Origin of the sequence: Psychrobacillus sp. FSL W7-1493, from assembly GCF_038004905.1 — a bacterium.
Taxonomy (GTDB): domain Bacteria; phylum Bacillota; class Bacilli; order Bacillales_A; family Planococcaceae; genus Psychrobacillus.
Window position 1 is genome coordinate 646,978 of sequence record NZ_JBBOSB010000001.1, and the last position, 18,633, is coordinate 665,610.

Consider the following 18,633-nt stretch of genomic DNA (forward strand, 5'->3'; position numbering starts at 1 on the left):
ATAGGTGAGGGAGGTATTAGAATGAGTGACTATATTTTAGAAATGAACAATATATCTAAAGAATTCCCGGGAGTTAAGGCCTTATCCAATGTAAATTTCAAAGTAGGTAAGGGTGAAATCCATTGCCTAGTAGGAGAAAATGGCGCAGGCAAGTCTACTTTAATGAAAGTTTTAAGCGGGGTTTATCCTTATGGTACTTATGAAGGCGATATTGTATTTGAAGGTCAAGTACAACAATTTCAGGTCATCAGTGATAGCGTGAAGGCTGGTATTGGAATCATCTATCAAGAGCTAGCACTTTTTCCAGATTTATCGGTCTACGAGAATATCTTTGCTGGAAATGAGATTAAAAAAGGTCCTTTTGTAGATTGGAATCAAACCATTGCTCAGTCAACTAAATTACTCGAAAAAGTGAACTTAAAGGTAACGCCAGAAACTTTGATTAAGGAATTAGGTGTAGGAAAACAACAACTCGTAGAAATTGCCAAAGCATTAAGCAAAGACGTGAATTTGCTTATATTAGATGAGCCAACCGCTGCACTTAATGAGGATGATAGCGAGAATCTATTAAATCTTTTAAAAGAGTTAAAAGGTCAAGGTATCAGTTGTATTATGATTTCCCATAAGCTAAAAGAGGTTATTCACATAGCGGACAAGGTAACTGTCCTTCGGGATGGAAAAACTATTTGTACATTAGATGCAGGAACGGGAGAGGTAACGGAAAATGTCATCATCAAGAATATGGTTGGGAGAGCCATTGAAGATATTTATCCAAAGCGACAAGACAAGAAAATCGGAGAGACCGTTTTATCTTTAAAAGACTGGTCTGCCTACGATCCCCAGTTAGGTAGAAACACGGTGAAAAATGTAAACCTTCAACTCAAGAAGGGAGAAATTATTGGTATTGCAGGTCTAATGGGCTCTGGGCGTACTGAGCTTGCATTAAGTATTTTCGGAAACCCCAAAAATTATAAGCTTCAAGGAACACTTGAGCTGCAAGGAACTACTAAAGTGTTGAAACATACTAGTGACGCGATAAAAGCTGGTATTGCCTATGTTACAGAGGATAGAAAGGGAGATGGATTATTTTTGTTGCAAGATATCAAAAGTAACGTCTCGGCGGCTCATCTGAAAGGGATCTCAAACAAAGGAGTCCTCAACTTAAATGAAGAAGTGAAGGTTGGTCAAGAATACAAGGATTCTTTATATATAAAAGCAAGCTCTTTAGAGCAAATAGTTGGCAAATTGAGCGGGGGAAATCAGCAAAAGGTATCTCTTGGAAAATGGTTGTTTACTGGACCTAAGATTTTAATCTTGGATGAACCGACACGAGGAATTGATGTTGGTGCGAAATTTGAAATTTATACCATTATGAACCAGTTAATTAATGAAGGTATGAGTATTATTATGATTTCCTCTGAACTTGGTGAAGTGCTAGGAATGAGTGATCGTATTTATGTTATGGCGAATGGGGCTATAAGAGGGGAACTGGGTGCAGAAGAAGCATCTCAGGAAGCTATTATGGAACTCGCTACTCAATAGATAGAAAGGGGAAGAATCATGAATTTATTTAAAGAGGCCAAAACTCTTGTGAAAGATAATATACGAGATTATGGAATGTATATTGCATTAGTCGTCATTCTATTAACATTTACGATTATGACCAATGGACTTTTTATGTCTTCGCGTAATATAAGTAACTTACTAGATTCAGCAGGCTACATTGCTGTTCTAGCTGTTGGAATGACACTAGTCATTGTTATCCGTCATATTGACTTATCTGTAGGCTTTGTTGCAGGGTTTTTAGGAGCAGTAGCAGCGATTTTCCTCACACAATGGGGTGTTTCCATCTGGATTACAATACCGGTTGTTTTAGTTTTTGGGGCAATCATCGGTTTATTTAACGGTGTTTTGGTTGCGCGAATTGGTATTCCCTCCTTCGTTGCTACATTAGCAGGGATGCTCATATTTAGAGGGGCACTCCTACAGGTTACAGAAAAAACAGGTACGATTAGTATTAAGGACAGTCAATTTAACGCGATTGGAAATGGTTTCATTCCCTCCATTATGCAGATTAATGGACTACACCTTATGACATTGCTTGTTGGCTTAATCGGTATTATTTTGTACATCTATAGTGAGTTTTCAAACCGTAAAAATAAATTGAATTATGGATTTGAAGTGATGTCTAATGGGATTTTTACTATTAAACTGGTTTTAATCTCAGGGATTATTGCTTATATTACATGGATTTTAGCTGGATATAATGGTTTTTCCTGGACGGTTGTTATTATGGTCATTGTCGTTATAATTTATCATTTTTTAACAACAAAGACAGTGCTTGGTCGTCATATATATGCAGTAGGAAGTAACCCGGAAGCTGCCCACCTTAGTGGGATCAACGTACAAAAGATTACATATATCGTCTTCGGTTCCATGGGGATGCTTGCAGCGCTATCAGGAATTTTATTTACTTCTCGTCTTCAATCAGCAAGTACTACTGCTGGTACTCTTTTTGAATTAGATGCTATAGCAGCTGCATATGTAGGTGGAGTTTCGTCAGCTGGGGGAGTAGGAAAGGTAACTGGTGCCATCATTGGTGCTATTGTTATGGCTTCTCTATCAAGCGGTATGAATTTATTAGGTGTCGGAATATCTTACCAATATATGATTCGCGGAGGAGTTTTAGCTGGAGCTGTAATCTTCGATGTGATGACTCGAAAACAAAGAGCTTAGTGTGGGTTAAATAGACAAAAGGTATAGTGGGCTTATACCTTTTGTTTTTCTATATAGGAATAGATCTTGAATCATATTAATAATGGAGATAAGTTATTGTCAATTAATGGACAAATGGTAATATAGTAGAAAAAGATGAGCTAAGGGGAGAAGGAATGAGGAAAAAAGTAGTCTTTATACTTGGAATACTTATATTGATCTTTAGTTATTTGACATTTTCCTCTGCAACAAAGGCTTTCCTTACTTCTAGTAAAATACCTGAAACCATTCCTTCTAATGAGGGTACCATTCGACTTGTTCTTATAACCCAAGAACTGGACACTCCTTTTTGGAATAAGGTTGGACAAGGGGCGGTTGAAAAAGCGGAAGAAGAAAAGGTTCAATTAGAGGTCTGGGGAAGCTATGGGAATAACCAGGAAGATTTTTTGAAGCGGATAGAGGTTGCTCTTCATTCTAAGGTTAGTGGAATTATCGTTCAAGGTCTAGACAATGAAGAATTCAAAGAACTAACCAAGGTTAAGGCTGCTTTCTATGGTATTCCTGTAATTACAGTCGCTAATGATGTACCAGTTGCGGAAAGTTTAAGAAAGACCTATGTCGGTTCAGATCAGCTAGAAGCAGGTAAAATGGTTGCTCAACGTTTAGTTAGTGAAATGGGCACCGCTGGAGAAATCATCATTCTAAGAGATGAGATACAAGCACATTATCAAGAAGAGCGCTTGAAAGGGATTCAATTAGTGCTTGAACATTATAAAGGAATTCGTGTTATTGAGAGAGGGACAGAGGATACAAAGGAGCAGGTGATGGCTACTACGCAGCAACTGATGAATGAAACTCCTCAAGCTCAAGCTTTTATAGCGATAAACGCTAACTTTGCTGGACCAATGATCCAGGAAATTGGCAGACGCACTCAGGTAGAGCCATACCACATTTATACATTTGATGATGGTATAGAATCAAAAGCATTACTAGAGCAGGGATTGCTAGATGGTGTGTTGGAACAACAGCCTGAGAGAATGGGTAGAGAAAGCGTCAAACAACTAATGAAGTGGCTGACAGGTGAAGTGGTACCACTTGATTCCAATGGCTACCTAACTGAAATAAGGATGTCTCAATCGGATGGTACGGAACAATGACGACAATTCATAAGAAGATTTGGATACTCGTAACAGTTGTTCTCGTTATCATGGGTATCATTTGGTTAACGCTTACGTATTACAACCAGCAAACTCAAGAGCAAACAAATGATGTACTGCAGCGTTACTTAAGGATGAATGAGGTTACGACAGCAAGTCAAAAAATAATAACTAGCTTAAATAACTATTTGCTAAGTCCTACAGAGAAAAATAGACAACAGCTGGATCAAAGTATAGTAGATATACAAGAGGTTCAACAGGATGCTGCAGACCTTAGAAACGTAGAAAACTCATTTTCCTTAACCAATTATATTCATTTAATCGATAGTCTCATTGAAACAACAGAGCGTTCTATTATGTTCTTGAATGAGCAAAGTATAGAAGAATCTACTAAGGAATTTAACGAAGCAAATCGTATTTCTATGTACATATCAGAAATGACGTTGACGATTTTAGATAGTGAACTACAAACTTATAATGAGTTTTATCGGGATATCATTAAACAATCTGAAGAGCTCCAAAAGCTAGGAATCTACTTGTTACTATTAATAACTTGTGTGTTACTACTAGCGACACATTGGTTTTCACTGAGTATCACAAAGCCTATCCATCAGCTAACCAAGGCAGCCAATGAATTATCAAAAGGGAGATTTAGCCAGCTGATTGAGGTTAAATCTAATGATGAAATAGCCTTTCTAGCTAAAACATTTGATAAAATGCGCATTAATATTAATGATTTAATACAGGAAATTCAGCAAAAGGCCCAGCTGGAGCATGAGCTTCAACAAAGCAGACTGCTCCTAAAGGAGAGCCAATTAAAAACTCTACAAAGTCAAATAAACCCCCATTTCCTGTTTAATACACTAAATACTCTTTCCAAAAAGGCTTATTTGGATGGAGCGGAGGAAACGAGTGACCTCCTAGTTAGTGTAGCAGGATTACTTCGTTATAATCTTAAGCGAGGGGATGGGACTGTCACCTTACTAGAGGAGGTTATAGTACTCAATCAATACATGGAAATCCAAAAGGCTCGCTTTATCGATCGCTTACGATTTGTATCCGACATTGATGATTCTTGCTTACATATTAATATTCCAGGTCTGACGCTTCAGCCTATCATTGAGAATGCGGTAATCCACGCGATAGAGCCCGAAATAGATGGAGGCACTATTTGGTTTAGAATTTATAAAGAGCATTCAATTGTAATGATAGAGATAGAAGACAGTGGTAAAGGTATGACTAGTAAACAAATAGACGAATTGCTTAAGGGAAATATTATACCTAGCGAAGGGCATTCTACGGGAATGGGATTTCAAAATGTTGTAAAAAGGCTATCCCTATTTTATGGAGATAAAAGTACAATGAATATTCATAGTATAGAAGGTCAAGGGACAAAGGTAATCATACAAATTCCAATAGCATGGGAGGAAAATGATGATGAAGCTTCTGATCGTCGATGATGAACCGATAGAACGTGAAGGCATGCAAGCAATTCTTCAAAAGTCTTTTCCAGAGTTTACATTTTATCAGGCTAAAAATGGGACGCAGGCAATTGAACTGGCAAATAGGTTTCAGCCAGATTTGGTATTAATGGATATTATGATGCCTGGGATAACAGGTCTGGAAGCGATAGAAAAAATAAGAGAAATCAATCCATCGATAAAGTTTGTAATGGTAACTGCATTCGACATGTTTGATTATGCCAGACAAGCTATTAAGCTTGGGGTAAAGGATTACTTACTCAAGCCAAGTAAAGTAAGCGAAATTATTACTACGGTTGAAAAAGTGCTAGAGGAATATAGAATCGAGAAGGAAGCAGAGGCTAGCAGCCGGCTAGCAAATGAAATGTGGCAAAAAACACTGACGCTTGCGGAGACAGATATTGTAACACAGCTATTATTTGATCATGTTCATGAAGTGCATATAGATTTGCTTGTTGAACTGTTAGATACCCCTGCTACACTGGAAAAATTTGTTGTGGTGCTTCTACTACCTGAAGGGACAGAGCACCTATATGCAAATATCAAGCAGAAAGCTCGGCAATCAACTAATGCTTGGGTAGGTGCTCTATACGGCAGACAATTGCCTATTATTGTTTTTAGAAAACCAGAGATTAGCTTCCGAGCTCAAGCAATCGCATTTGTAAAAGAAATTTTATCATTAAATAAAGAAAGTAATGGTTTGAACTGGTTCATGGGAATTGGCCAAGTCTACAAAGAACTTGAGGACATTCGACAATCCTACCAAGAAGCACTTATAGCTACAATGGATCCCACCCTGATAGTCAAATATCGGTTTTATTCGGAAATGCAGACTATTACAGTTGAAACAGATTATAAGATTATCAGACAGCAGGAAAAACATTATTTCGAGCAACTACGACTTGGAGATTGGGAGTCCATTCGTTTGTTTGTATTTGAAATGATTCAGCAGCATGAGAGCAAAGGGAATGGTTTAATCTACACGCAACAAAGAGTATTGGAGCTACTCTGGATTGCACATAGAGTGATGAATGAGTTAGGAATTGACTCAGAAGCACCGGTTTTTCCACTACAAGCACGTGATTATCGGCAATTGCGAGTGGAAACTAACCATTTACTTAACCATATGAAAACGGTTTATATAGTTCATTTTGAGAAAATAGAAGCAGATAAAATACACCAAATTAAACAATTTATATATGATAATTCGCATAAGGATATCTCGTTAGATATCCTAGCACAGAGAGTAGACTTAAGCCCCATCTATATTAGCAAAATGTTCAAGGAAAAGTTAGGTATTAACTATATTGATTTTCTTACAGATTGCCGAATTGAGAAGGCTAAGAAGCTTCTTAGTAATTCCGAGAGTAGTTTGAAGGAAATTACGTTTGAAATTGGTTATCATGATCCCAATTATTTCAGTAAGGTATTCAAAAAGATGTGTGGGGTTTCTCCAAAGGATTACAGAAAAACAATGTTAAGTAAGAAAGCAAAAGCGTAAGGGGGGAAGGGATGAAACGAAAGGCTAATTCTATTTGGCTAGTGGGAATCATACTTCTATTGGTAGCTTGTGTCCCAGAGCCTACAGAGATTATCAAACACGAAAAAGATTCTCCCTCTATTAAAGACGAAGAGCCCATTCGCATTGGGTTTTCGATGGATACCCTACTGGAAGAACGTTGGATAAAGGATAGAGATTTGTTCAAGGAGGCTGTAGAAGCTTTGGGAGCCAAGGTGGAGATTGTTGCCGCCAGTGGAGATGACGCGCTTCAAATCTCACAAGCAGAAAGTCTTATTCAAAGCGGTGTAGATGTTTTAGTAATAGTTCCTCATAATGCGGAGGCAACTGCTGCTATTGTCCATAAGGCTCATCTTGCGGGAATAAAAGTCATTGCCTATGACCGACTCGTGAAAAATGCAGACCTCGATTTATATGTTTCCTTCGACAATGAACAAGTGGGAGAAATGCAAGCCAGGGCTATGATTGAGCGTGTTCCAAAGGGAAACTACGTATTTATAGGAGGAGCCATTACTGATAATAATGCGCATCTTCTAAAAAAGGGAGTGTTTAAAGTACTCCGTCCATATATCGATAATGGGGATATTAATATTATTTATGACCAGTGGACAAAAGATTGGACTCCGGTCAATGCTAATTCCAACATGATACAAGCTCTTCAAAACACAAACTTGCAAATCGATGCAGTAATAGCAGCAAACGATGCTACTGCAGGCGGTGTGATAGAAGCGCTGGAGGCGAATGGGCTAGCAGGACAAATACCAGTGGCAGGACAGGATGCAGACCTGGCAGGCGTACAGCGGATCGTTAAGGGAACCCAAACGATGACTGTCTATAAACCTATTCGTATGCTTACAGAGGAAGTAGCTAGACTCGCAGTTTCTATGGCGGAGGGTAAGGAGATTTCAGCGAAGCAGAAAGTGAATAATGGAAAAATAGAAGTTCCTTCCGTATTATTAACACCTATACCAGTAAATGATTCTAATATTAATACGACTGTAATTTCAGATGGTTTTCATTCAAAAACAGATGTTTATATGGAATAGAGCGATTATATATAATGTGGAAATTGATAAGCGTGAAAATTTCATTTTCCTCTGAAAAGACATAGAAAACCTTCAAGCAATTAAGCTTGAAGGTTCTTTTTTGTTTTTAATTATGTTGATTGATCGTTTGTTTTTTTCCTTTAATAAAGAATGAAAGAATCAAACCAACTACTGCTAATGCAATTGCATATTTAAAAGATGTTTGTACTCCATAAATAAATGAATCTACTGAAGGGATAGGAGTACCTTCTTTATTCATATATGAAGTTTGAGCAGTGGACATAATAGTAATGGCCACGGCAGTTCCAATTGCACCTGATACTTGCTGTAGCGTGTTCATTAAGGCAGTGCCGTCTGGATATAAATGACGCGGTAACTGATTTAAGCCGTTTGTTTGAGCAGGAGCCATCACAAGTGATACGCCAATCATCATAACACTATGAAGCACGATAATCGTTAGTTGAGATGTTTGTTGGTCAATTTGCATAAAGAATACAAACGCAATTCCAATCAAGATAAACCCTGGCATTACTAATACCTTTGCGCCGTATTCGTCAAATAGACGTCCGACAATAGGTGAGAAAATCCCATTAATGACACCACCTGGTAACAAAACCAGACCTGCTGTAAATGTTGCTAAGGCTAAGCCTGTTTGTAGGTAAAGCGGAAGCAAGATCATGGTAGAAAGAATACACATAAATGCGATAAATACCGCAATGAGTCCTAATACAAACATAGGATATTTTAATACAGTCAAGTTGATCATTGGTTTTTCCATGTTCAGCTGGCGCCAAGTGAATAGAGCAAGACCAATTATACCTGCAGCTAACGCAACAATTACAATAGTACTCCCCCAACCATTTTCTCCAGCAACGCTGAAGCCATAGACAATTCCTCCGAATCCAATACTGGAGAAGAGAACAGATAGTACATCAATCTTCGGATGAGTTAGTTCATTAACATTTTGCATATAGAAATAGCCGAAAACTAAAGCAAATACAAGGAATGGAAGTGTAGTCCAGAAAATCCAGTGCCAAGTTAAGTATTCTAATATGATTCCAGATACGGTAGGAGAGATTGCCGGTGCAAACATAATGACAAGTCCCATGATACCCATCGCGGATCCACGTTTTTCAACTGGGAAGATTAATAGAACCGTATTAAACATCAGAGGCAATAAGATAGCAGTACCAACTGCTTGTACAATACGTGCCATCAATAAGAAGGCAAAGGTTGGCGCAAGTCCTGCAATTATTGTCCCTACGATAGAAAATGTTAAGGAGGTTAAGAATAGCTGACGAGTCGTAAATTTTTGGATTAGCAATCCGGAAATCGGGACAAGTATACCTAGGGTCAGCAGGAAGCCAGTTGTCAGCCATTGAATCGTTGTATGTTCAACGCCTAGCTCGACAGTTAGTTGTCCTAATGCCATGTTTAGTGCTGTTTCACTGAAGAGACCTACAAAGCCTGCTATTAAGAAAGCAGAGAGTATAGGTAATTTTTTAATTGGTTGTGACATGTAAATCCTACTCTCTATTATAAATTACTGTTTTGGTGGTACTAAATTGGGTATTTGCTTGGCGATAGCTCTTAATGGATCACCAGAAGCGCTTGTGACGCTCAACAATATCCCACCTTCAAATAATGCGTTTAATGTGATGGCAAGATTACTTGCACATTCTTCCGACATACCATACTCGATAAACTTCTCTTTTACTAATTTTTGCCAGCTTTTAAAAACGTGATCACAGGCTAGACGTATCCCATTATTTTTAAGAGCCATTTCTCCTGCAATATTACCAATAGGAACACCATATAATTCATGCTTTTGCTCAATTTGCGTAGCAATCATATGCAATTGATTTAATAACATTTCAATAGGATCAGCAGATTTATTCAATAGATTTTTAGTATCACTTAGTAACAAATCTCCTGTATATTGGATAGCAGCAAGGAGTAGCTCTTCCTTACCGTTCGGAAAGTGATGATAAAGAGCGCCTTTAGTTGTGTTGCTTTCGTTGATAATAGTGGAGATACTTACCGCTTCAAAACCATAACAACTAAATAGATGACTAGCAGTTTGAATGAGATGTTGTTTAGTTTCCATCCCTGGGGGCATATCTATTACTCCTTTCTAAAACAGAACGGTCGGTTTGTTTTTTGCACAAAGACTAGTATATAGACTATTGAAAGACAATGCAAGATTAGAGAACAGAAGAACTAGATAACATACATAAGCAAAATAAAAGAACTCTAATGTAGCAGTGCTGCACTGGAGTCCCAAAGCTTTATATTATAAAGTACCTCTATCTACTTGCTCCTTTAGAATCTGTAAGTTTCCTAACACATTTTTGGAGACCTCTAAAGTTTCTTCGATGGCATTAGCTTTTTCATCTGCTAGCTGGTAAATGATTTCATTAAACAGTAGCTCCATTTCATCTAAAATGGCTAAGGTCGCCACATTGTATAATCGTACATTTTCAAACTTAGATGGTTCAAAGATGGCGGTATCCAGATAAGGCTTAAAGTTATCAAGCATCTCCGGTAGGTTTGCATTCATCCGATTAAATCCAACACGGAAACTTTCCATTAAGACTTCCATTTCTATGAGAGGCTCTAGAGCACTGGCAACAGCACTTTTAACTCGTTGCTCATAATCTGTAAATAGGCTCATTAACAAGCTGATTGGATTTCCATATAAAGCGATATTTTGAGCAGCCTTTACAGCGAGAATAATGGCAGTCAATGCAACTTCTATTAAAAGTACAATTTGTTCCAGCCTAGAAAGGATAGGTCTTAATATCGTTGTTCCTACAGTAACAATTGTATTATGAGCTAATTCTACTTGGACTTCCTTCATTTTCATTCCGATTACCAAATAAGAAGATTCCTGAATTGTTTTAATTTCTGTTTTTTGAACAGCATCTACACGTTCTCCTGGTGTGGCTCCCGATTGGATAGCATCTGCTAAGCTCACATCTCGATTAATAAAAGAATGGGCAATATCGTTAACCTGAGCTTCGTACTCAGTTAATTGATTATATACTTCTTCTTTGTTTATCTTTAAGATATTATAATGTGCACCGAGCTCCCCTACAACTGCATCAATAAAATTGTCTGTGCCTCCTCTAAATAGTTCAGGGATTTCGTTATAAAGGATATTGTTAGCACTAGCGACTAGGTGATCTACATCTTGCTTGAGTTGGTTTAAATAGTCCCTAGCTGGAGCAAAGAGCGTTTCTACACTTATGTTAGTGGAGGTAATAAACTCAATAAGTTCTGCAGGCTTTGAGTTTAGAATGCTGTTTAATATAAGACAACGATCCTCAGCCTTATTAAGAAGGTCGATTAAGTCATCGATTGCTGCTTTGATAATGGCCCCTGTCTCCGCTATTCCTTTAAATAGTGGGTCTACAGCTATTTCCTCCAACTTTTGTTGGAATGTCTCTTGAAGTGTGGTGACACGCTGACTGAATTTTGCATTCTCGTCCTCTACAATACTGACTGAGTTACTTATATACTCTTGGACATTGGTAATTCGACCTTTTACTTGGTCTCTAATTCCATTGGAGAGTAAAATCATATTTTCTTGATTAATTTCAATTTTTTCACTATAGCCTGCATAAATAGGGTTTCCTGTCCAAATACTTGTTACAATATGATCGTCGGCCCCAATATGGATAAATCCATGTCCAGGCTGTCCCTTTATACCAACTTCAATCACGAAGTTCCCATCTTTATCTGGATCTACATAACCTGTATGATTCGAGGCAATCATGGAAAGCAGGGGCACCCCATTATTAATGCTATATTTTTTCCCTGGTATTCTATTACCTAGTCCAAGTGATTCCTCTGTACTCGTAAGGAAGTCAAAGCGGCTATAGTAATTAGTTATATTATCGTACATCGTTGTAGGATCTACTAAACCAGCAGGAAGGATGGCTGGATTTAAAGTGACAGCCTTCACCTGAGGATTTTCAATAGCCACAGCATTAGTTAGTCCTCCACCTAGGGAGTTACCTGTTACGGAATCTACTTTCCCAAGGTTAGCATTTACCCAGTCAAAGTATTCTTGTGCATCACTTACTTGTGCGGGGGGAGTGTCAGCGAGTAGCTTTGCATTGGTATCGATCCAATCCTTATTGTCCTCACTCCCTATATAAACTACCGTTAATTCCTTTGTTTCATGGTTTTGGACAGTAACAGCATCCAGGCCAGAGGACATCCCATATTGGGTATCTACTACTTTAAATATTTTATCGTTAACGGTTATAATTTTGCCGGGTGGATAATGTCGGTACGCATGAAAACCAGCTAATTCTACTAAATCTTGGTCAGTTGTCTGGACGTTAGAAACAGGATTAATAGTAGTCACCTAGATTTCCACTCCTATTCTTTTCTAATTTCATTCAAGGCAGTTTTGTTTATCGAGCTTTTTTTGGAGCCGTCAGCATATTCTGCATTTATCAAGTTATCATGTAAAATGACGGAATATGAACCTGGTGGTAGGCCGTCCATTTGCTCGATATCTGAAACTATTTTGTCATAGAGTACTTCATCTGGGTTGGTATCGGATTCTTTCATATATAAAGTAACCGTAATAAGCATTAGATTTGAATCTAAATCATACTTTTTCATCGAGCTTTTTAGCTCTTCTTTGCTAATGGTAGGATTTTCTATATATTTGTTGTAAAGCTCGGTAAAGTATTCACCAGCAGCGCTTGTATAATAATAGGGAGTTGCAAATCCATTAGCTCCTACCTTTTCAACTGCCTCCATACGGGTACCTACAATAGGATTTTCTTCAGTGAGTTTCTCTAAGTAGTTATCAAGTGTAGAAAATTCCTGATCATGGATCATAGCATAAAGCCCAGTAGTAATGGCATCTTCTATCTGTCCCTCTTGAGACCATACTTTATCTGCTTCTACTTTTTCTTTTTCAATATCAATAGGTACAATGGCAAATGTGTAAAAATGAGGTTCTCCTAAAGATTCGACGAATACAGAGGCACCGTCCACAGCTCCCACAATGTTATGGATTTTCACTTCTGTTTTATAGTTGTTTAAAAAGAAGTCCTTTACCGCTTGTTCAATTTCCTCTCGATTCGCTTCAGCTATTTTATCTGTTTCCGCGCCATCCTGTAGGGTATATTCCTCCCCCGTGTAATCTTGAACACTAACAAAGCTTGAAGAATCTAAAGCCACATCTCCTTTACCGATTATTTCAGGTTCTTTTTTGCTTTCTACTTCCATGTTGCAGCCTCCTAATAAAAGTGTAGTGCTAACAATTGCTACGGCCATTTTGTTATTCTTCATATTAATCCTCCCGCTTTAAAGCTCAAACTGTCGGTTTTTATTAATTGTAATCAAACCTTAATAGATATGAAAATAATAGCTTCATATTTTATTTGAATTTTGAGAAAATAGTTAGATGGGTCTAGAGATGACATATAAAATAAGGACTTTGGTAGACTGTGGAGAAGGATTTTTTACGAATTTAATAATTGTAAATAGGAGACTAGGAATCTTCAAACGAACAACACTTTTATAGGTAAATTTAATTAAATAGTTAAAATATTAGGAAAATATATGTTTCTAATTTCCATATATTAGCTTATAATATAGTTATTACCTTAAAGGGGGACTTTTTCTGAAGAAGATAGGGATTATTTTAACCGCGTCAGCATTATCGCTAGGAATGTTATCGACTACTGCAAATGCATCAAATACGACAGGAACACAGCCTTATAATGTAGTGACTCAGGTTGCTGCTACAGACGTTTTAGTGTCTAAGGAGGAATTGCTTAAAAAGTTTAAAGCTAGCTTTCCGGGGATTTTCGACTCGATCAAGCCAAGCGAATTTTACTTGCATTCCTTTAATCATCCAAATGAAAAGGCAATTAGGCATAGTATGTCTTTTCATAAGCAAGAAAAGGGGAAGGATATCTCGGGGAGCATAGGTTTTTATGGGGATAATTATGAGATAGAGTCTTTTCAATATGACCCAGTAGCAACTGCAGATTCGCTATTTCCAGGGAAGGTATCTAAAGAGGAAGCTAAACAACTTGCTCATGACTTTATGAAAAAGTATATGAAGGATGGAAACTACCAGTTAGATAAAGGAATGGAAGACTTTTATTATAGTTCACAAACTTTAACCCAACCCATTCGCTATACTTTTACTTTTAACCGTATGCAGGATGGGGTTACTATTGGGGATCAGCACGTTAATGTGACTATTCTAGGCAGTGGAGAGATAGTAGGGTTTAATCGTTCTATTCCAAGCAAGTCTCCTACGTTCGATGATGTTAAAAAGGTGAAAGATGCTGAAGTGATTTTAAATCAAATAAAAGACAAGCTGACCACTAAGCTGCAATATCAAATTACCTATCCAAACGAAGGTAATAAGCAAGAGGTGAAGCTAGTTTATAAGCCTGAAATACTAAGTGTGAATGCTATTACTGGCGAGTGGTTTAATTCCTATGAGTTTTTAAAAGAATATCCTGCTCCTAAAGAATATCAAATGATTGTAGAAAAGGCATTGCCTGCTAAACACAATGGCATTACAAAAGAAGAGGCTAAGAAAACAGCAGAGGGTTTACTGAAGGTCGATTCCAATAAGATCAAATTAACAATTCAATCTGTAGATGAGATGAAAAATTATAACGGACAAGATGTAATCAGTGTTAGCTATATGTATCATTATTCTAATGGTTCCGGTTCTGGATCTAATATAGAATTCGATAAGAAAACAGGTGAGCTAATTCGTTTTCATAGTATGCAGCAAGAAATTAAGGAAATGTTAGACGAGAATATAGATCAGAAGTCCCTATCTTATGAGGATGCGTTAGCTAAGGCAGTGGAGTATGCAAAAGAGTATTTGCCTTCTTACGTACACGAGTATGCTCTTCCTACTGAGACCAGCTATGCCGACCAGATGAGCGGATATTACTTCTCGTTCCCTCGAATTATTGATGGAATATCTGTTTCAGGAGACCAAATTAGCGTAAATATTAATAAGAATGGTTCTCTAAGTAGCATAAGCATTGATAGACCTCTAATTGATGAGTGGCCATCAAAAGAAAAAATTATTTCTGAGAAAGAAGCAACAGAGACATTTAAAAAGGCCATTACGTTAAAGACAAGCTACATGAAAGAATATTTGAAGCAAGAAAATAATAACTATTATTTAATATCTTCCCCATTGTTTAATCAAGAAGAACATCAGGTATTAGAGGCAAGCACTGGTAAATGGTTTAACGAATACAATAGAGAGGTGCTACCAGAAGTTTCTCATCCTACTGCAGCAGCCGAACTAAATTATTTAATCCAATCTAAAGTGTTAACCGTAAAAGATGCTAAGGCTTTTAATGGAGATGCCGCAGTATCTAAAGGAGAAGCTATCAAAGTAATGATGAATTCCTTAACATATATTTACCAGGGCTATCCTATGGGGGACTCCGAGAATGCTAAGCAAACCTTTACCAATATCGATGCGAAGCATGCTTCCTATCAGGCGATCGAACGAGCAGTAGAGCTTGGTGTAATAACTGCAGACAAATCAACCTTTGATGTAGATAGTCCAATTACTAAAGAAGAGCTGTCTATATGGTATATTCGTGCATTAGGCTTAGAGGAAGCAGCTAAGCAAACTAAGATATACAAAAATGACTTCACGGATAGCAAGAAGATAAAGGCTGAATATACTGGCTATATTGTGTTGGCTGATTCTCTAGGATTAGTAAAGGCAGAGAAAAATCAGTTTAACCCTACGAAGCAAGTGACCTATGCAGAGCTTGCTGTTTCAACAATTCGTTTGGGACATGAGATATCGAAAAAGGGAAGAGATTATAGATTCGGCTACTAAGTTATTGTTAGTAGGATGAATTTTAAACAAATCCCACTGAACCTTGCATAAACATGAGAGAACCTTGTAAAAACGAGGTTGAACCTTGCGCAAACCCTAAAACTAGGCGAAGACGCTTATATCTGCACCTGCTTAGTAATAAATCATTAAATTAGAAAAAACTCACCAATATTAGCGAGGGCACTGAAAAACTAACGAGTTTTAAAATCTAATTGGTTTTTCAACCAAAAACAAGGCACTTTCTGTTCAATTCGAACGGAAAGTGCCTTATTTCATTGTCTATTTCTTACTCTTTTTCATTTAGTAGTTTCATGATCCGTTTCAGGTTGACAGCGAATATCGTTGTGGCACCTTGTATTTCCATGCCAAATAAACCCGCTGATTTTGCCGTTTTATAGCCGTGCGGATTTTTAATCTCACTATTTTTCGCCTCAATTTTATAGCGTTTTTTGGCTAGTTCTTTGAAGGCCTCAGTTTCTTGGAAGGCCTCTTGTTCTTCATGTTCATTTGATTTCAATGAGATGCTATACGTTTTACTTTTCGCACCTTCTGTATAGCAGCCTTCACGCATTGGACAAACTTTACATTTTTCGATGTCAAAATAAAAGGTGATTTTTTGATTTTGATTTTCATTTTTCTTTCCAGTCCGTGCTTTTCGAATCGCCATGTGCCCGACTGGGCACACAAACATACCGGCATCTTTATTAAAATCAAATGCAATTTTTCTTTGACCGTTACCATTTGTGATAACGGGATTTAATTTTGAAATTAATTGAAGTTCTTCCGATTTGGCGTATTGTAAATTATCTTTGCCTGAATAAGCCGTGTCTCCAATGATCGTCTCGATGTCCATCCCTGTCCCTTTACTTTTCTCTACTAATTCTTGAAGATATTGACCATCACTTTTTTCACCAGTTGTTACAATCGCGGCTGTGATAATTCGTTCATCACTCATCGCGATATGCGTTTTGAATCCAAAGAAAGCCGAGTCTGCCGATTTATGTCCGACACGCGCATCAGGATCTTTTGAATGACCCAACTGTGTATCGTAATCATCGATGACTTCTTTTAAGACATTTAATTTTTCTTTCACAGCAGGGATTTGTGCTACTTTTGATTGTGTTTCGACGACTTCCACAACTCGGCGGCAATAATCCAATTCCTCCGTCACTTCATTTGAAGTTGGCTTTTTAGGAAACTTTCCGACCATCTCTTCCTCGAGTTGGTAAACCGTTTTACGCACATTTTTTGATTTTTCTTGTAAAAACTCTTTTGGTGATTTTTGATTATAACGAGCTTTTGTGTGAGTTGCATCGACAATAACGGTTTTACTGGTGATAAGCCCTTTTTCCAACGCAATTTCAACCGTCTTTCCAATGAGTAAATCTAATAGATTCATGTCTTGGAGACGAAGGCGGCGAAATTTTGTAAGAGAACTGGAATCAATGACCTCTTCTTCTGGTGACATATCTAGAAAATATTTAAACGACATATCGAATTTTGAACGCTCTACGAGATCGGCATCTGATAGGTCATGTATGGCTTTCAACAGTAAATATTTGAACATACGAATAGGTGGAATCGCATTTCTACCATTATCCAAACAATATTTTGATTTTAATTCGTCTAAGATAAATGAAAAATCGACGAGCTCGTTGATTTGGCGAAGCATATTATCTTTTGGGATAACTAAATCATACAAAGCTATATAAGGGCTCAAATTTAGTGTTTCTTGTTTGGAAATCATGGCTGCGTCACCTCTAGTTAGTTTTACTCATTATACTATGATAAGAGGATGTAAGATAAAGAAAAAGCGATTGCGTGAACAGAAATCTGTTCACGCAATCGCTTTAGTAATTTCATTGACTTTTTCAGTGCCCTCATATTAGCTTGGTGAGTTTTTGTATTACTTCAGTTTTAGATAAAACCAAATGGCATTGATGAAGGTTTGTACTTGACCTTTACTAGAGGTGTCATCAAAAGATGATAAGAAAGGATTGAGCAATGGCTGAAGCACGCTTTTGCGAACACGTTCTTTGTTGAGCTCAGAAATAATGGCCTCATAGAGGTCCTCTTGCTCCATCGTAAAATTCTCTTCCTCTTTAATGTTCTTTGCCATTTTCATGAGCTCGCTTAACTCTACTGGCTTTCGATCTATATTCATCCTCATTAAATGGACTGAAGAAGGGTCAATTAAAGAAGTATTATGTTGAAGCATATAGGGAATGATAAGACCGATATATTGGAGCAGGACTGCTACAATTCGGTGAAGTGAAAACGTTGCATTTGTTACACGTTTTGTAAATAGTAAGTGCTGGAGCATGCCGTGAAATAGTATAGCACTTTCAAAGGCGTTTTCAGAAATTTCCTCTCCAAATACAGATTTAAACCGAATCGCTAACCACTCTAGCTCGAATATACGATGCTGCATCACAAGTTTTTTTAGATCTATTTCATTGGAGCTAAGGATTGCATCAAAGAGAGCATATAGGCTTCGTTCTTCATTTAACTGAATAATACTATATATTTGTTGAGCTAAAATCTGTTGGTCCTTTTCGTTTTTCCCAACTTGGATTTGCATACGAAGCTGACTAGCATCATATCTTAATCCTTCTAGTATTTCTGCGATACAATCATTTTTTGAACTAAAATAATTATAAAAGGTTCCTTTTGAAATAGCTGCTCTATCAATGATGTCCTGGATAGAAGTTTGTTGGATTCCTTTTTCTACAAATAGCTTTAAAGCTACATCTGCAACATGTCTTTTACGTTTATTCATAAGTCCTCCGAATGCTTTTCTGATGGCTTTAGTATATATATTGTGAACACAAAGTTCAACTATATTTAA

13 protein-coding genes are annotated in these 18,633 nt (G+C 37.4%); 7 read left to right on the forward strand and 6 right to left on the reverse strand.

Features of this window, described 5'->3' with window-relative positions:
* The first annotated feature begins 21 nt into the window (after window positions 1–21).
* From MKX96_RS03295 to xylF, 6 genes are all read left to right on the forward strand, one after another.
* Complete coding sequence (locus MKX96_RS03295; RefSeq protein WP_340881940.1) at window positions 22–1,542, forward strand: sugar ABC transporter ATP-binding protein; 1,521 nt, start codon at window positions 22–24, stop codon at window positions 1,540–1,542.
* Window positions 1,543–1,560: 18 nt separating this feature from the next.
* On the forward strand, window positions 1,561–2,736 hold the full coding sequence (locus tag MKX96_RS03300) for a sugar ABC transporter permease (protein ID WP_340881942.1): 1,176 nt from the start codon (window positions 1,561–1,563) through the stop codon (window positions 2,734–2,736).
* 155 nt (window positions 2,737–2,891) lie between these two features.
* Window positions 2,892–3,872, forward strand: coding sequence for a sugar ABC transporter substrate-binding protein (locus MKX96_RS03305; RefSeq protein ID WP_340881943.1), 981 nt, complete (start codon window positions 2,892–2,894; stop codon window positions 3,870–3,872).
* Entirely contained in the window at window positions 3,869–5,332 is a 1,464-nt protein-coding gene (locus MKX96_RS03310; protein WP_340881946.1) for a sensor histidine kinase, read from the forward strand. The genes MKX96_RS03305 and MKX96_RS03310 overlap by 4 nt, the downstream gene beginning before the upstream one ends.
* Window positions 5,307–6,854 carry a response regulator gene (locus MKX96_RS03315; protein WP_340881948.1) on the forward strand — a complete coding sequence of 516 codons (1,548 nt, stop codon included), beginning with the start codon at window positions 5,307–5,309 and terminating at the stop codon, window positions 6,852–6,854. The genes MKX96_RS03310 and MKX96_RS03315 overlap by 26 nt, the downstream gene beginning before the upstream one ends.
* An 11-nt stretch (window positions 6,855–6,865) precedes the next feature.
* Entirely contained in the window at window positions 6,866–7,918 is a 1,053-nt protein-coding gene (xylF, locus tag MKX96_RS03320) for a D-xylose ABC transporter substrate-binding protein (RefSeq protein ID WP_340881949.1), read from the forward strand.
* Window positions 7,919–8,024: 106 nt separating this feature from the next.
* On the opposite strand, the gene MKX96_RS03325 is transcribed toward xylF, so the two are convergent.
* The 4 genes from MKX96_RS03325 to MKX96_RS03340 all read right to left on the reverse strand — a co-directional run bounded on the left by MKX96_RS03325 (window position 8,025) and on the right by MKX96_RS03340 (window position 13,234).
* Window positions 8,025–9,437 carry a DHA2 family efflux MFS transporter permease subunit gene (locus MKX96_RS03325; protein WP_340881950.1) on the reverse strand — a complete coding sequence of 471 codons (1,413 nt, stop codon included), beginning with the start codon at window positions 9,435–9,437 and terminating at the stop codon, window positions 8,025–8,027.
* A gap of 24 nt (window positions 9,438–9,461) precedes the next feature.
* Window positions 9,462–10,037 (reverse strand): TetR/AcrR family transcriptional regulator, encoded by a 576-nt coding sequence (locus MKX96_RS03330; RefSeq protein ID WP_340881951.1) that lies wholly within the window; start codon window positions 10,035–10,037, stop codon window positions 9,462–9,464.
* Window positions 10,038–10,211: 174 nt separating this feature from the next.
* Window positions 10,212–12,293: an SA1320 family protein gene (locus MKX96_RS03335; protein WP_340881953.1), complete on the reverse strand. Its 2,082-nt coding sequence runs from the start codon at window positions 12,291–12,293 to the stop codon at window positions 10,212–10,214.
* A gap of 14 nt (window positions 12,294–12,307) precedes the next feature.
* Window positions 12,308–13,234, reverse strand: coding sequence for a DUF1672 family protein (locus MKX96_RS03340; RefSeq protein WP_340881954.1), 927 nt, complete (start codon window positions 13,232–13,234; stop codon window positions 12,308–12,310).
* Between the two features lie 382 nt (window positions 13,235–13,616).
* Here MKX96_RS03340 and MKX96_RS03345 point away from each other — a divergent pair, with 382 nt between their 5' ends.
* Window positions 13,617–15,785 carry a YcdB/YcdC domain-containing protein gene (locus tag MKX96_RS03345; protein ID WP_340881956.1) on the forward strand — a complete coding sequence of 723 codons (2,169 nt, stop codon included), beginning with the start codon at window positions 13,617–13,619 and terminating at the stop codon, window positions 15,783–15,785.
* A 286-nt stretch (window positions 15,786–16,071) separates the two neighbouring features.
* On the opposite strand, the gene MKX96_RS03350 is transcribed toward MKX96_RS03345, so the two are convergent.
* Together MKX96_RS03350 and MKX96_RS03355 are read right to left on the reverse strand one after the other, a co-directional pair.
* On the reverse strand, window positions 16,072–17,532 hold the full coding sequence (locus MKX96_RS03350; RefSeq protein WP_340881957.1) for an IS1182 family transposase: 1,461 nt from the start codon (window positions 17,530–17,532) through the stop codon (window positions 16,072–16,074).
* Between the two features lie 159 nt (window positions 17,533–17,691).
* Window positions 17,692–18,564: a TetR/AcrR family transcriptional regulator gene (locus tag MKX96_RS03355; protein WP_340881959.1), complete on the reverse strand. Its 873-nt coding sequence runs from the start codon at window positions 18,562–18,564 to the stop codon at window positions 17,692–17,694.
* Window positions 18,565–18,633 lie beyond the last annotated feature (69 nt).

Coding starts and splice junctions, on each gene's coding strand:
- MKX96_RS03330 (WP_340881951.1), bottom strand. CDS start 10,037: ATGCCCCCAGGGATGGAAACTAAACAACATCTCATTCAAACTGCTAGT.
- MKX96_RS03340 (WP_340881954.1), bottom strand. CDS start 13,234: ATGAAGAATAACAAAATGGCCGTAGCAATTGTTAGCACTACACTTTTA.
- MKX96_RS03295 (WP_340881940.1), top strand. CDS start 22: ATGAGTGACTATATTTTAGAAATGAACAATATATCTAAAGAATTCCCG.
- MKX96_RS03325 (WP_340881950.1), bottom strand. CDS start 9,437: ATGTCACAACCAATTAAAAAATTACCTATACTCTCTGCTTTCTTAATA.
- MKX96_RS03355 (WP_340881959.1), bottom strand. CDS start 18,564: ATGAATAAACGTAAAAGACATGTTGCAGATGTAGCTTTAAAGCTATTT.
- MKX96_RS03310 (WP_340881946.1), top strand. CDS start 3,869: ATGACGACAATTCATAAGAAGATTTGGATACTCGTAACAGTTGTTCTC.
- xylF (WP_340881949.1), top strand. CDS start 6,866: ATGAAACGAAAGGCTAATTCTATTTGGCTAGTGGGAATCATACTTCTA.
- MKX96_RS03350 (WP_340881957.1), bottom strand. CDS start 17,532: ATGATTTCCAAACAAGAAACACTAAATTTGAGCCCTTATATAGCTTTG.
- MKX96_RS03345 (WP_340881956.1), top strand. CDS start 13,617: ATGTTATCGACTACTGCAAATGCATCAAATACGACAGGAACACAGCCT.
- MKX96_RS03300 (WP_340881942.1), top strand. CDS start 1,561: ATGAATTTATTTAAAGAGGCCAAAACTCTTGTGAAAGATAATATACGA.
- MKX96_RS03305 (WP_340881943.1), top strand. CDS start 2,892: ATGAGGAAAAAAGTAGTCTTTATACTTGGAATACTTATATTGATCTTT.
- MKX96_RS03315 (WP_340881948.1), top strand. CDS start 5,307: ATGATGAAGCTTCTGATCGTCGATGATGAACCGATAGAACGTGAAGGC.